This window comes from Carnobacterium funditum DSM 5970 (genome assembly GCF_000744185.1).
GTDB lineage: Bacteria > Bacillota > Bacilli > Lactobacillales > Carnobacteriaceae > Carnobacterium_A > Carnobacterium_A funditum.
Genome location: NZ_JQLL01000001.1, coordinates 837,451 through 852,633 on the forward strand (window position 1 = coordinate 837,451; position 15,183 = coordinate 852,633).

The 15,183-nt window shown below is 33.1% G+C and carries 13 protein-coding genes; 3 read left to right on the plus strand and 10 right to left on the minus strand.

Annotation, left to right across the window (positions count from 1 at the left end):
* Positions 1–87: 87 nt before the first annotated feature.
* Entirely contained in the window at positions 88–1,305 is a 1,218-nt protein-coding gene (gene dapG / locus BR44_RS03835) for an aspartate kinase (protein WP_034550740.1), read from the minus strand.
* A 208-nt stretch (positions 1,306–1,513) separates the two neighbouring features.
* On the opposite strand from dapG, the gene BR44_RS03840 reads away from it, so the two are divergent.
* Positions 1,514–2,155, plus strand: a complete 642-nt coding sequence (locus BR44_RS03840; RefSeq protein WP_034550741.1) for a copper homeostasis protein CutC — start codon at positions 1,514–1,516, stop codon at positions 2,153–2,155.
* 729 nt (positions 2,156–2,884) lie between these two features.
* On the opposite strand, the gene BR44_RS03845 is transcribed toward BR44_RS03840, so the two are convergent.
* The 7 genes from BR44_RS03845 to BR44_RS03875 form a co-directional block, all read right to left on the minus strand.
* Positions 2,885–3,118: a YkuJ family protein gene (locus BR44_RS03845; RefSeq protein WP_034550742.1), complete on the minus strand. Its 234-nt coding sequence runs from the start codon at positions 3,116–3,118 to the stop codon at positions 2,885–2,887.
* A 168-nt stretch (positions 3,119–3,286) separates the two neighbouring features.
* A complete protein-coding gene (locus BR44_RS03850) occupies positions 3,287–4,162 on the minus strand; it encodes an NAD(P)-dependent oxidoreductase (RefSeq protein ID WP_034550744.1) in 876 nt (291 codons plus the stop codon).
* A 128-nt stretch (positions 4,163–4,290) separates the two neighbouring features.
* The gene (locus tag BR44_RS03855) at positions 4,291–5,316 is read right to left on the minus strand and encodes a glycosyltransferase family 4 protein (protein WP_034550746.1); all 1,026 of its coding nucleotides are present in this window, start codon (positions 5,314–5,316) and stop codon (positions 4,291–4,293) included.
* 24 nt (positions 5,317–5,340) lie between these two features.
* A complete protein-coding gene (locus BR44_RS03860; RefSeq protein ID WP_034550747.1) occupies positions 5,341–6,528 on the minus strand; it encodes a glycosyltransferase family 4 protein in 1,188 nt (395 codons plus the stop codon).
* A gap of 859 nt (positions 6,529–7,387) precedes the next feature.
* A complete protein-coding gene (gene ptsP / locus BR44_RS03865; protein WP_034550749.1) occupies positions 7,388–9,109 on the minus strand; it encodes a phosphoenolpyruvate--protein phosphotransferase in 1,722 nt (573 codons plus the stop codon).
* Complete coding sequence (locus BR44_RS03870; protein WP_034550750.1) at positions 9,109–9,375, minus strand: phosphocarrier protein HPr; 267 nt, start codon at positions 9,373–9,375, stop codon at positions 9,109–9,111. Before BR44_RS03870 ends, ptsP begins: the two co-directional genes overlap by 1 nt.
* Before the next feature lie 190 nt (positions 9,376–9,565).
* Positions 9,566–9,766, minus strand: coding sequence for a hypothetical protein (locus tag BR44_RS03875; protein ID WP_245592913.1), 201 nt, complete (start codon positions 9,764–9,766; stop codon positions 9,566–9,568).
* Positions 9,767–9,954: 188 nt separating this feature from the next.
* Between BR44_RS03875 and BR44_RS03880 the strand changes: the two genes are divergently transcribed.
* Complete coding sequence (locus BR44_RS03880; protein ID WP_034550752.1) at positions 9,955–12,192, plus strand: ATP-dependent Clp protease ATP-binding subunit; 2,238 nt, start codon at positions 9,955–9,957, stop codon at positions 12,190–12,192.
* 181 nt (positions 12,193–12,373) lie between these two features.
* Positions 12,374–12,655, plus strand: coding sequence for a DUF1827 family protein (locus BR44_RS03885; protein WP_034550753.1), 282 nt, complete (start codon positions 12,374–12,376; stop codon positions 12,653–12,655).
* 189 nt (positions 12,656–12,844) lie between these two features.
* Here BR44_RS03885 and BR44_RS03890 read toward each other — a convergent pair whose 3' ends face one another.
* Together BR44_RS03890 and BR44_RS03895 are read right to left on the minus strand one after the other, a co-directional pair.
* The gene (locus BR44_RS03890; protein ID WP_034550754.1) at positions 12,845–14,428 is read right to left on the minus strand and encodes a peptide chain release factor 3; all 1,584 of its coding nucleotides are present in this window, start codon (positions 14,426–14,428) and stop codon (positions 12,845–12,847) included.
* 308 nt (positions 14,429–14,736) lie between these two features.
* Positions 14,737–15,078, minus strand: a complete 342-nt coding sequence (locus BR44_RS03895) for a thermonuclease family protein (RefSeq protein WP_084676083.1) — start codon at positions 15,076–15,078, stop codon at positions 14,737–14,739.
* Positions 15,079–15,183 lie beyond the last annotated feature (105 nt).

Genomic DNA, 15,183 nt, shown 5'->3' on the forward strand with positions numbered 1-15,183 from the left:
TCATTAAAATAGGAGTACTTTTCCAGTACTCCTTCTAGTTTACTATCTAATCAATTATACGTTAAAACCATGAAATAGCAATCAAACTCAATTGTTTTTAGTTTGATTCTCATTTTGTAAAAAGACAGCATGCAGTGAATTAACAGCAATCCTTAAGTTGGCTTCCGCTACTAGAATCCATACAGTCGTATAACTATCTGCCGATTGATAGATAGGTACGCGATTATTGGCTAAAGTTGTCACGATTTTTGAAACAATTCCTGGTACACCTGTGATACCTGCTCCAACAATTGCAACTTTTGCACAGTTTTCTATACAAGTATATGAAACGGCTTGTTTTTCAAATAGCGCTTGAGCATCTTCTAAAGCTGTTTGAGGCAACGTAAAAATAATATGATCTGGAAAAATATTAATGAAATCAACGCTAATCTGTAATAAAGCTAGTGACGTAAAGATTTTTTCCTGCATCTCATAATCAGCTTCAACCTTAAACTGTACTAAGTTTGGAACATGAGCAATTCCAGTAACCTGACGATAATGTTCTATTTGACTTTCGATATGTGTCACTAACGTCCCTGTGTTCGTAACTGGTTGGTTCGTTGATCGGATACGCAAGGGTATTCCAGCTTGCATTGCAATTTCAACAGCTCGAGGATCAATTACTTTTGCTCCTTCATGTGCCATATTACTAACTTCTCGATAGCTTACAACTTCTAGAAATTGTGCATTATCAACTAGACGAGGATCGGCAGTCATCATCCCTGAAACATCTGTAAAAATGTCAATACTTTCAGCCCCAAAAGAAGCACCTAAAAAAGCTGCAGTTGTATCGCTTCCACCACGCCCAATTGTGGTGATATGTCCACTTTCACTCACTCCTTGGAAACCCGTAACTACAACAACATCATTCAATTTAAAAAAATTAGTAATGGCAGTTTTATCTATTCTTTTTACTTTAGCGTTGCCAAAATCTTCGTTAGTAATAATTCCAGCATCCTGACCCGTTAAACCAACTGCTGCTATTCCCTTTTTCTTTAAACCATTAGTAAAAACAGCTGTGGAAATTGTTTCTCCCACTGAAAGCAGCATATCTTTTTCGCGTAAATCTAAATAACTACGATTTCCACCAATTAGTGAAAGTAAAGAATCAGTGGCATACGGATCTCCTAAACGTCCAATAGCTGAAACAACTACAATAACTTTATATCCTAAAGAAATAGCATGAACAATATGTTTTTCTGCTGCAGCACGACTTTTTTCGTCTTTAACGGATGTTCCGCCAAATTTTTGAACCAAAATTTTCATTATATACCATCCTTTAAAGTTACATCTTTTAAAAAAATAAGACTCATTCTTTGAATTCACTACCTTAATTATTTATTTGTTATCTATCCGTTCATTTTTATTATAACGAAGTCTTATACATTATTCAATAAAGTGATAGGTGGTAAACTAATTTTATTTTTCATGGTATACTTTAACAAATATTTGTAAAAAAATGGAGAGTGAAAGAATGTTTCTTAAAGAAGTTTGTCTTGAAAATTATACATCTGTTCCATCAGCTATTGCCAAGGGTGCACATCGAGTCGAACTGTGTGATTATTTATCTTGCGGTGGGACAACACCTAGTAAGGGAGTGATGCAAGAAACCTTAGCTTATTGTAGCGAACATTCTGTTCCTGTGATGACAATTATCCGTCCACGTTGTGGAAATTTTGTTTACAATGATGTTGAATTAAAAATAATGGGCTATGATATCATTGAAGCTAGAAACCTTGGATTAGATGGAATTGTAGTGGGCTGTTTAGATGAAAACAATTGGTTAGATGAAGATGCAATGGAACAAATTTTGGAAGAATCTTATGGATTACAAGTTACTTTTCACATGGCTTTTGATACGATTTCCGACGAGCGTCAATTTGAAGCTATCGATTGGTTAGTTGAGCATGGCGTACAACGTATCTTAACACATGGAGGAACAGCTGATCAGCCTATCGAAACAACTTTGTTCCATTTAAAAAAATTAGTTGATTATGCAAAAGATAGAATAGTCATTATGCCAGGAGGCGGAATAACAGATGAGAATGCTCAAGCTGTTATCGATTTCTTAGGTGTCAATGAAATTCACGGGAGCAAGATTTTAGGAAAACTATAATATGAATCAAAAAACGAATCCTTGTAGTTACATGTCTAGCAGAGATTCGTTTTTTGATTCGTTTTTTTAACAGAAGTAAAAAATTAATAGAAAAGAAGTCTCCATCCATCTAAACACGAACTCCTGAATCTGTGCTAACAACTTCTTTAACCGTCCTATCAGGATATAGTTTTAAAATGACCTTTTTATATCTTTTCAATTTCAATTCTGGATAAGAACCAAAATAGTAGGACAGCACTACTTAAGAAAGTTTCGTACGTATCATGTTTATTGGCCAACTCTTAGCGAACAAGAAATGATGGAATTAATTTTGAGCGATAGAGTTCATGTAAAAGAACTTTTCCCCCATCATTTTACCTGCTAAACAAGTATCCATTTCCTCACGGGAATGAATAAGTCTAAAATATTTTCCTTGAATAAAGAACAATAACCTAAACGGTATGCTTAAATCGTTGACATTGCAAAGAAGAAAAGAAAGTTCCAAAACATATTTCTGAACTTGCACTCTGAAACTCTATTTCTTCGATACTAGTAAAAATATTTCTGTAAAAGATACTACGAATGATTCAGGTAGAATTATAAGTTTAAAAACTATATTATACTCATTTTATTCTAAGCTGGATTATTCTAATTTAATTTCAATTATTATTTAGTCATGTTTGATTTTAGAATCTCAAACAAAAAAATAAAGAATAAGCTAGTTTAACTAAGCTCATTCTCTATCTTTTATCAGTCTTGCAATAATTCAAAAATCTCAATTGCAACTAAATCTAAATCATCAAATTGATAAACTTGATGTGTTGAACTGTCTTCTAATTCAAAAGTAGTAGTCTTAGCATCATAGGAAATCAGGCAGCGTTCATTGCCTTCTTTTTCAAATCTACGAACTTGAACTTCACTATCTTTATCTTCTAGCATAGCTTCCAATCGGCGAATAATTGCCTGTAATTGTGAAGGTTTCATGATCTCGTACCCCTTTCAAACTTGGCTCAGTCACTATTTTAACAGATTTTTCTTTAAAAGACAGCAAAGTTATCCTTTTTTCTTAAAATAATTTCAATTTTTCAATTAAACAACCTATCTTTTAGAATCCTAGATGCTCTTAGACTGCTTAAAAATCATCATTAAGATTTATCTTTTCCCTTCTGGCCACCACAGTTTAATAAATGCTTGAGTTCCATCATTTGCATAACCTTCCGTTTCTAGTCTTTCATACAACTGCTGGGCTAAAGCTGTAAAAGGTAGATCTATATTCATTTTATTGGCTTCATTTAAGGCAATCTTCAAATCCTTCACAAAATGTTTTACAAAAAAACCTGGTGAAAAATCTTCGTTTAAAATTCTAGGACCATAATTTACTAATGACCAGTTACTAGCACTACCACCACTTACCGTATCAATAACTCTTTCTAAATTTAAGTTCGCTGCTTCAGCATAAACCAACATTTCTGTCATACCTGTCATAGTTCCGGCTACCATAATTTGATTGGCCATTTTTGTATGTTGTCCCTTACCCGCTGAACCCTGTAAATTCACTTTACTTGAAAATACAGTTAGAATAGGTTCAATTATTTCAAATGCTTCTTTATCTCCACCAACCATAACAGTTAATGTTCCTTTTTGCGCACCCAAATCTCCACCAGAAACTGGAGCATCTAATACAGGTATATTTCTTTTTTCCCCTTCTTTATATAACTTAACAGCTAAAGTAGGAGTGCTAGTAGTCATATCTATTAGAATATGATTGGATGTTGCTGTTTGGAAAACTCCATTTTCCCCTAAGTACGTTTCTTCTACGTCAGTGGGATACCCCACAATCGTAATAACAACTTCACTTTTTTTAGTCACCACTGCAGGATTTTCACACCAAACAGCACCAAGAAAAACTAATTCATCTGTTTTACTCTTTGTTCTATTGTAAACATTTACTTCATATCCAGCTTTAAGTAAGTGTTTCACGATGGAGCTACCCATTACGCCTGTTCCTATAAAGCCAATTTTTTTCATTTTTATAACCACTCCTTCCAGATAAAATAACATTAATAGTATAACATTTTAGATAAAAAACTAATATATTAAACGTTTTTATTAATCAGCTTTATTATTAGAGATTAATGGTTTGTGGAATTTAACAATCACCTTATTTTAGCTTGTTGTCTATAGAAATCTAGCCATATTTTCGCTAGTCTTTCTTCTGAATAAATCTTACTTCCGGCAATTGATTTTTGAACTAAATCTTGATAATAGTCTGAGCTAGACATCATTTTTCTAATTATTTTCTTCATCTCTTTTCGATCAGATGCTGGTTCATAGTAACCTTCTAATATGGGCAAGTACAAAGCCAAATCCCTCAAAATAACCGGTTTATCACAAGAGAAAGCTTCTAAAATACACATTGGAAAAAGTTCATCGAAAGATGGCAATAAAAAGACATCTGCTAGGTTATAATAGCTACACATATCTTCTCTATTTATTATTCCAGGGAACCATAGATTTTCAGGTGATTGTTCTATTAATTTATTGAATTTATCATAACCATCTGTTATTTTTCCAAATGAAAACCCACCTAACCATATGAATTGTACTTCTGGCATCTCTTTTGCAAGTTTGATAAAATCAAGTACTCCTTTACGCTCTTGAATTTGTCCAGCTCCCAAAACTACAAATTTATTTTCTGGAATATCTAGACTATCTCTTTTTTTCTTCATTTTTTCTGCTTCTATAGGATAAAACTTTTCTTTTGAAACAAAATTCGGAATATAGGAGATATTCTCTGTCACTATTCCATAATTTGTCAATTCTTCAATAAACGAAGGATTGACTACAACTAAATGATCCATTCGTTTATAAAATGTAACGATATAGCTATAAAATAACGATTCTATCCAACTAGGCAAATGAATACTCCCTTTTAAAGTGGACGGCAAAAAATGCACGTACCCAATTCGTCTACCAAACCTTTTTTTAAAAAAAGTACTCAAAAAAAATGTAGGATTAATCGTGTGATAATGACTAATGTCTGTTTTATAGTACTGATTAATTTTAACTTCCAACTCTTTTGCATGATACTTTCTCAACAAATTGATTAGTTCTGAATAAGCACTACCTACCCCTTGTCCAGCTACCTTATCTGCAGAAGAAAACATTGTTATTCGTATCATGATTATTTCTCCTCTTTTATCTTTTTATCGTTGTTTTAAAAGAATCGCTAACTTTTTTTCATCATCATATTGTCGAATCATTTCTTTGTAAAATTGTATCACTTTTTCTCCAAATAATTCTGATGATAACATTTCAAATAAACTTTCTCGGTTTTTTTCTATATTTTCAGTATTTATATTTAACGTTTTTTCCGTCAAGCACTGATAAATAGTATTCGCTAATTCTTCATCATTTTTAAAAGTTGCTCCAAAATCCCCATTATGAGTCAACATTTCTGTGTACTCATTGTGTCTTGCCACAATATTTGTTCCAGATGCTATCGACTCAATATATGTTAATCCTTGTGATTCCGAATCAGAAGCGCTTACGAATAAATCAGCAGCTTGGTAGTAGGCTTGTACTTGAGAATTTTCTACTTCTCCTACGAAAAAAATTGACTTGGTCAGATTTAACTCTTGCACTAAACGTTCCAGTTCTTGCTTTTCTGGACCATCTCCAACAATAAGTAACTTTGTTGCCGGCTTTTTAATTAAGACTTCTGGCATAGCTGTAATAAGACTATCAATACTCTTTTCTTTAGCAACTCTCCCCAAAGATAAAAGCAAAGGTACCTCGCTACTAAAAGACAACTCTGTCCGTATATCTCTTGTTGTTTTTTTAAAAAAATTTTCTAAAATAATTCCAGTAGGTATAATTACTATCTTTGAAGTAACGTCATAATTTAATAATTGACGTGCTGCTTTTTTACTCGGTGCTATAATACCAGTAGATTTATTACAAAATAATTTTGAAGCAATTTTAACATGATTCGGACGAAGAATTTTTCCTTTTCCAATGTAATGAAGATAATCTTCATACATTGTGTGGTAAGTATGGACACATGGAATTTTTAGTTGGTGTGCAATATATTTACCAGTTAGTCCCAGACTAAATTCTGTTTGAGTGTGAATGATATCTAAGCCTTGTTCTCTAGCTATTTTGACTGCTCGATGCAAACCTTTTATTGCAATTCGACGATCTTGAAATGAAAAAAAAGGTAAACTTGGCAATCGGATAATCCCTTCCTCGTTATCTTTCACTTTAGGATCAGTAGTAGTAAAAATGATGACAACATGTCCTTGTCGCTCAAGTTCTCTTTTTAATGCCTCTATCGAACTTGCTACTCCGCTTATTTGTGGAAAATAAGTATCAGTAAAAATTCCAACTTTCATTTAATTTCACCCCTTTGTTTGATTATACTTCGTTTTATGTAAAAACATAAATATTAGCCTTTATATAATCAAAAAACCTTGAAATAGATTACATTTTCAAAAATAGTTCTACGTTTACTAACATTGCTGGAAAAGATTAGTCTTCAATTATTCGTATTTTTGAACTTATTGTCTGATGCTATTTCTATTAATCTTCAGTTTCATATTAAATATGAAATAATCCAGTTCTCATAATTCAATAAATTTCTACAACAATAAACAACTCAATTAAGAAAGTTAATTTTAATACCTCTTATTTCCCCATTAGAATAACGGCATTACAACAAAGATAATAAAAGGTATTTTTAAGATAAGGAAAATATTTTCTTGAGGTTTTGATACGTATTTCTATAATAAAGAGACTTCCTTACTTATCTCTCTACTTGAAGTTTCTTTTAATTCATTGTAATTATTTTCTTAAACCGCTTTAATAATCGATTAATAGCGCTGATAAGTAGTAGTTGATATTACACCGTAGACTAACATTGCAGATACAATGGTGGATTCAAAGCGCTATCCGAACATAAAATAGTAGGAGCGAGTTTTATATTCCCCGCCATTATATTGACCGTGTTTAATAAAATTGCATTTGAATTGACTATTTACATCTTGAATATCTAGTATTTCTAGACTATCCTTTGAAGTAGTCAAGTGAGTCCTTCTTAGTTGTAAGTTTTCGTCGACTATTATTTTACAGGAGAACTCACTTGTTTTCTATTTATATTTAAAGAACATAAAAAATGACGCTAGTGATTCTTTCACCAACGTCATATATACAACCAAAAAACGTTGAAATCAAAAGATTTCAACGTTTTTTACTTTATTTTGTATATTCTTCAACTAGGCTAACGACTTCTTCAGCTGTATCACAATCATTGATTGCTTTATCTGCTAATTCAGCCATTTTTGTTGAGTCTAAACGTTTCATTAAGCTACGTGTTTTCAAAATGCTTGATGAACTCATCGAAAACTCGTCAAGTCCAAGTCCTATCAATAATGGTACTGCGGTTTGATCTCCAGCCATTTCTCCACACATACCTGTCCATTTGCCTTCTTTGTGAGAGGCATCAATCACGGTTTTAATTAAACGTAGTATTGATGGATTATATGGTTGATACAAGTAAGAAACTCGTTCATTCATGCGATCTGCTGCCATAGTATATTGAATCAAATCATTGGTTCCAATACTGAAGAAATCTACTTCTTTAGCAAATTTATCGGCAAGTACAGCTGCAGCAGGAATCTCAATCATGATACCGACTTCAATATCATCTGAAACAGCAATGCCTTCATTTTCTAATTTTTCTTTCTCTCCTAGCAACATAGCTTTAGCTTTACGGAATTCTCCTAAAGTTGCAATCATTGGGAACATGATACGCAATTTACCAAAAACAGAAGCACGCAATAATGCACGCAATTGTGTTTTAAACATTTCTGGTTCTGTTAGGCAGATACGAATTGCACGGTATCCTAAAAACGGATTCATCTCATGAGGCAGTGTTAGATAAGCGAGTTCTTTATCTCCACCGATATCCATTGTTCTAACAACAACTGATTTGTCTCCCATACCTTCTAAGATAGTTTTATAGGCTTCAAATTGAGCTTCTTCAGTTGGGAAGTCAGGTGAATCCATATAAAGGAACTCAGTACGGTACAACCCAATAGCTTCTCCACCATTATCTTTAACCCCAACTAAGTCTTTAGGTGTTCCAATATTGGCAGCTAGTTCAATATGTTTCCCATCAGCAGTATATGTTTTTTCATTTTTCAACTTATTCCATTCTACTTTTTGAGCTGCAAATTGTTTTGCTTTTTCTTCGTAAGCAGAAATATCAGTCTCATCTGGATGAACTAATACGTCACCTTCTAGACCATCTACAATAATGTTGTCTCCTTCTTTAACTAAATCTGTTATAGTTTTAGTTCCAACAATTGCTGGAATTTCAAGAGAACGTGCCATAATTGCTGAGTGAGAAGTCCGCCCGCCAATATCTGTTACAAAAGCTTTTACATATTTACGGTTTAATTGAGCTGTGTCACTTGGAGTTAAGTCATGTGCGATAACGATTACTTCTTCATCAATCATTGATGGGTTGGGTAACCTTACCCCTAAAAGATGACTCAATATACGCTTTGTAACGTCTTTAATGTCAGCAGCACGTTCTTGCATGTAAGGATTGTCTTCCATCCCTTCAAAGATACCGATAAACATATCTGTTACTTCTTTAAGTGCGCTTTCAGCATTTACTTTATTATCGCTTATGTTACTTTCGATACTCCCAATTAACTCAGGATCAGAAAGAACCATCAAATGTGCATCAAAAACTTGAGCTTCTTTTTCGCCTAAAGCTTCAGCAGCTTTAGAACGAATCAGCTCAAGTTCTTGCTTAGCTTTATTTAAGGCATTTTTTAAACGGTCTATTTCTGAATCAGAATTTTCAACTGAGATTTTGTCGAAAGATAAATTGGGCTGAACAAGAAGATAAGCTTTTGCTGTAGCAATGCCGTCACTTGCTGCAATCCCTTTTAATTTTTCAACCATTACTCAGCTAAACCTTCTTTCTTCATTGTTTCTTCGATGCTTGAGATTGCTTCTGCTTCATCAGTACCATTTGCACTAATAACAACTTCTGCACCTTGGCCAACGCCTAATGACATTACACCCATGATAGATTTTAAGTTTACAGATTTACCTTTGTATTCAAGATTGATATCTGAGCTAAATTTACTAGCTGTTTGTACCAATAAAGTTGCTGGACGTGCATGAATCCCTGTTTCAGCTATTACATGAAAATCGCGTTTTTCCATTATGTTTGATCTCCTTTTAATAAAAAATAATTTTATGAGGGTTCTCTCTATAGTAGTTGTTTTCCAAACAGTTTTGTTTAAAGAACACGCTATTTAAAAATAACCCTTACATCTTCATAGGTTACCATTTTTAATAAGATTCTACAACTACTTTCTTTTTTTTCTTTGTATCATGTTGTTTATTACCAGTTTATTCGATTGAATTATAATGATAACTAACTTCACCATAGTGGTTTGCTTTGCCAATAATCGAATTTTTTTTTGGATGATTTAACCAGATTTCTCTGAACTTCATAAAATCCTCTTTTTTTATAATGATTTCTTCCATTTCGCCTCTTACTAACTTCTCAACATTTTCTTCAATTTGACTATTATCCATTTTAGTTGTCATTCCCCTTCTAAAGTGAAATCCTTATTTAATAAATGTTTATTGTACTCTAACTTTTTGATAAAAGATAGAACAATTCACTTGAATGTCAGACAAGGTCAGTGTATAATAAAAAACAAGGTCAGGGAAGGTCAAACACAAAAACCATCTTCTATACCTTAAAAATTAATCATCGAAAGGTTGTGTGCTATATGTTATGCCAAAATTGTCATCAACAAGATGCAACTATTCATTTATATACAAATATGAATGGTCAAAAAGGCCAATTAGATATCTGCCAAAATTGTTACCGTTTATTAAAGGAAGCAAACAGTAAAGGAACTAGTCAAAATAATCGCCAAACTCCACAAGATCCTTTTGGTTTAGGTAATTTAGATGATTTTTTCCGTTCTATAAATTCGCCTAAACAGAATGATCAAAATTTCGAACCTACTCAAAATATTCATAGTGGTGGGAGCGGACAACCTCCTACAAATAAAATAACTGGCCTCTTAGGAGAATATGGTACGAATGTAACTGATTTAGCAAGAAATGGTGCTATCGATCCTATTATTGGTCGCAATAAAGAAATTGAGCGTGTGATTGAAATCTTGAATCGTCGTACAAAGAATAATCCCGTTTTAATCGGTGAACCAGGTGTTGGTAAAACAGCTGTAGTAGAAGGTTTAGCTCTAAAAATTGTAAATGCTGAAGTACCTGAAAAATTAATGAATAAAGAAGTTATTCAATTAGATGTTGCCTCTTTAGTACAAGGAACTGGTGTCCGAGGACAATTTGAAGAACGGATGCAGCAATTAATGGATGAAATGAAAAAAAATCCAAAAATCATTCTTTTTATAGATGAAGTTCACGAAATTGTAGGGGCCGGCAGTGCAGAGGGTAGTATGGATGCGGGGAATATGTTAAAACCAGCTTTAGCACGTGGTGAACTACAAATGGTTGGAGCTACTACTCTAAAAGAATATCGTACTATTGAAAAAGACGCAGCTTTAGAGCGACGTTTACAACCTGTCCGCGTAAGTGAACCTTCAGTAGACGAAACCATTGATATTCTAAAAGGTATCCAAAACAAATACGAGGAGTATCACCAAGTAACTTACACTGATGAAGCAATCCGGGATGCTGTTCTTTTATCTAACCGATATATTCAGGATCGTTTCTTACCAGATAAAGCTATTGATTTACTTGATGAATCTGGTTCTAAAAAGAACTTGACGATTCAAGTAGTTGATCCAAAAGTTATTGAGGATAAAATTGCTGAAGCTGCTCAACAAAAACAAGTAGCTTTAAAGAAAGAAGATTATGAAAAAGCTGCGTTCTATCGTGATCAAGCAGTAAAATTTTCAGCTATGCGCGATAAACAAACTATTCAGTCCGAGGAACGTCCTATTGTCACGGAAAAAGATATGGTTCATATCATTGAAACTAAAACCAATATACCAGTGGGTGAACTTAAAGAAAAAGAACAAACACAACTTCGTAGCTTAGAAACTGACTTGCGTAAACATGTCATTGGACAAAATCAAGCAATCGAAAAAATTTCTAAAGCTATCCGCAGAAGTCGTATCGGTTTGAATAAAAAAAATCGCCCGATTGGATCATTTTTATTCGTCGGGCCAACAGGTGTTGGTAAAACAGAATTAGCTAAACAACTAGCTTTAGAGCTCTTTGGCAACAAAGAGGCTTATATTCGCTTTGATATGAGCGAATACATGGAGAAACACAGCGTCTCTAAATTAATTGGTTCCCCTCCAGGATATGTAGGCTATGACGAAGCAGGACAACTAACTGAGAAAGTTCGTCATAATCCATACAGTATTTTGCTCTTAGATGAAATTGAAAAAGCACATCCAGATGTTTTACACATGTTTTTACAAATTTTGGAAGATGGTCGTCTAACTGACGCACAAGGTCGTACCGTTAGTTTCGAAGATACCATAATTATTATGACTAGTAATGCTGGTAGTGGTTCAATAGAAGCAAATGTTGGTTTTGCAGCCGCTAAAGGTAATCAAAAATCCGTGTTAAATCATTTGACTGATTTCTTTAAGCCAGAATTCATTAACCGTTTTGATGCAATTGTTGAATTTAATTCCTTAAAACAAGAACACCTACTTGTAATTGTTGACTTGATGTTACAAGATGTTAACGATATGCTTAAAGATCAGGGAATTAGTATAAAAGCTGATGAACTTGCTAAGAAAAAATTAGTTGAACTAGGATACGATCCTCAACTAGGAGCTCGACCATTACGTCGCATCATTCAAGAACAAATAGAAGATCGCATTGCTGATTTTTATATTGATTACCCAGAAATCAAAAAATTAGCAGCTTCAATTAATGAATATGATGAGATTATCGTAACATCTGAACAAGACATCACTTCAATAACAAAGGCAAATCAAACTACTAACGAAACGGCTAAATAAATTTTATTCATTCAAAAAACTGTTTAGACGATATTCTAGACAGTCTTTGATTATATATTTCAGAATAATTTTTCTGTTTTTTATATTGTATTCTGTTTCACTCAATTAATATGCTTTGAATTTACTAACTATTAATTATATAATGGCCTTAATATAATAGATTTAAAAAAGAGGTGAAAAAATGAAGCTTATTGACGTTACCAATAGCCATATAGATTTAGTAACCGAGCAATTAGGAAGTACTGATGCAAACTTTATTAAAGTTTATACATTAGGTCCGACAACTATAATTTTTTCGGGAGCTCCTACTCATGAAGATGTTCTTTTATTAAACAATCACCGTAATATAAAGAATACAGAGATTCAATACGCCATTGAGAATATTTTAGAGGCGGAACTTAATCAAGTAGATATTTTACACGCTCCTAACATCGTTGAATTATCCATACAAGTAGAACAATAATTATTTCTTTTTTCCCCTTCCTTTATAAATTGGCTAGGACATAAATATTTTCCACAAAAAAAATTGTCTTCTTCCTTTAAAGTTAAATAGAAATATAAAAAAATACACTCCCACTAATGAGTAAATAATTCATTAGTTTTGGGAGTGTATTTTTTTAAGGACTTTTTGTCCTAGCCCCTTATTTCATTTTTAAAGCAACGATGTCAATTCTACATTTGGATACTTATCTGCAAACCAGTGCATAGCAAATTTGTTTTCAAATAAGAATAAAGGTTGATCATAACGATCGCGAACAAGTAAATTTCGACTAGATGACATACTTGTATCCAATTGTTCTGGCTTAATCCAACGTGCAATTTTATTCCCTATTGGAGTCATAATCACTTCTGACTTGTATTCATGTAGCATCCTATACTGGAAAACTTCAAATTGTAATTGTCCTACTGCTCCCAGAATATAGTCTTCTGTATGGAACGTTTTATACAGTTGAATCGCTCCCTCTTGTACTAATTGTTGAACACCTTTATGAAAAGATTTTTGTTTCATTACATTTTTTGCTGAAACTTTCATAAAAATTTCAGGTGTAAATTGCGGTAATTTTTCAAACTCAATATTTTTTTTTCCTTCAAAAATAGTATCACCAATTTGAAAATTACCTGTATCATACAAGCCAATAATATCTCCTGCAACTGCTCGTTGAACTGTTTCACGGCTCTCAGCCATAAATTGAGTTGAGTTAGATAGTTTTATTTTCTTATTCGTTCTAGCAAGCGTTACATCCATTCCGCGTTCAAATTCGCCTGAGCAAATTCGAATGAACGCAATACGGTCACGGTGAGCGGGATTCATGTTTGCTTGTATTTTAAAGATGAAACCTGAAAAATCATCTGCTGTTGCTGGGATTTTATCGCCTGCCACATCTTTATGAGAAGATGGACTAGGTGCAAAATTCAGAAAAGTATTTAAAAAAGTTTCGACTCCGAAATTAGTTAAAGCAGATCCAAAAAATACTGGTGTTAATTGTCCAGTTAGAATTTTTTCTTCGGAAAACTTATTTCCTGCTTCATTTAATAACTCGATATCCTCTATCGCTTCATCATATAGAGAAGATTTTTTTATAGGATGATCTCCTTCTATTTTACCTTCTGCATTTAATTCAACGATTTTTTCTCCGTCTTTCCCATTTATTTCAGGATGATGAATTTCAATCTTTTTATTGTAGTTATCATATAGCCCTAACAAACCTCTTCCCATTCCAATAGGCCAGTTCATAGGATAAGAATCAATTTCCAACACTTCTTCAAGTTCTTCTAGTAATTCCAATGGTTCTTTGCCATCGCGGTCAAGCTTATTAATAAAAGTAAAAATTGGAATGCCACGCATGCGACAAACTTGGAATAATTTCTTAGTTTGAGGTTCAATCCCTTTCCCGCTATCAATAACCATTACTGCACTGTCCACAGCCATTAACGTTCTATACGTATCTTCTGAAAAATCTTCATGCCCAGGCGTATCTAGAATATTAATTTTCTTGCCTTGATAGTCGAATTGCATAACTGAACTAGTAACGGATATGCCACGTTGTTTTTCAATTTCCATCCAGTCAGAAGTTGCAAATTTACCTGTTTTTTTACCTTTCACTGTCCCTGCTTGGCGGATTGCTCCACCAAATAATAAGAGTTGTTCAGTGATTGTTGTTTTCCCAGCATCCGGATGGGAGATAATCGCAAAAGTTTTTCTTGATTCTACTTCGTCTTTTAATTTCTGTTCCATATTATTATCCCTCATTTAAATCATTATTTAGTCTTTTTATTTACTGGCATGCAGTTACAAGTCAATACCCTTTTCTGTAGAACTCTTCCTTAACTATAATCTAAATAATTATAGCACACTCATCAAGATTTTTTATTTATTATTAAATCTATATTTCATTGCATAACCCTTTTTCGACCAACTATTCTTTTTATCTCCTTCTTTTAATCTGTTAAAATAATGTTCTTAACCTTCTTTATAGACTACTATCGCTTGCTCTTCACGAACTAGTTCTTCTTCGACTAATACATCATCAGCAAATAGATAGGCTAATGTACATCCATATTGATTTTCTTTTTCTTAAGTAGGTTCATATCTAATAGCTCATTTTTTCCCATTAAATAGTCTGATAAACATTCTTTTGATTCTTTTCCGAATAGTTGAGTTGCACCAGTCTTAGCTATCGTACTTTCAGAAGTATTCATTAAAAATAGACGTATTTTTTGACTTTCTCCATTTTGATTAAATATAATCGTATCCCCATTTATCACTCTTTCTAATTCTATCGATAATCCTTTAGCTTCTAATTCCACTAATGAATTCGTGTTTGGAGAATCTAAAACAAAATAACTTCCTATCATAGAAAGAAGTACCGCTATAATACCTAACATTATTTTTCCTCAAGTTCTTCACTTCCTATTAATAGGTAACTTCACTTTTTCAATCATTATCATATTACACCTATCATATGGTAACAACCCGCTTTTCTATTGTAA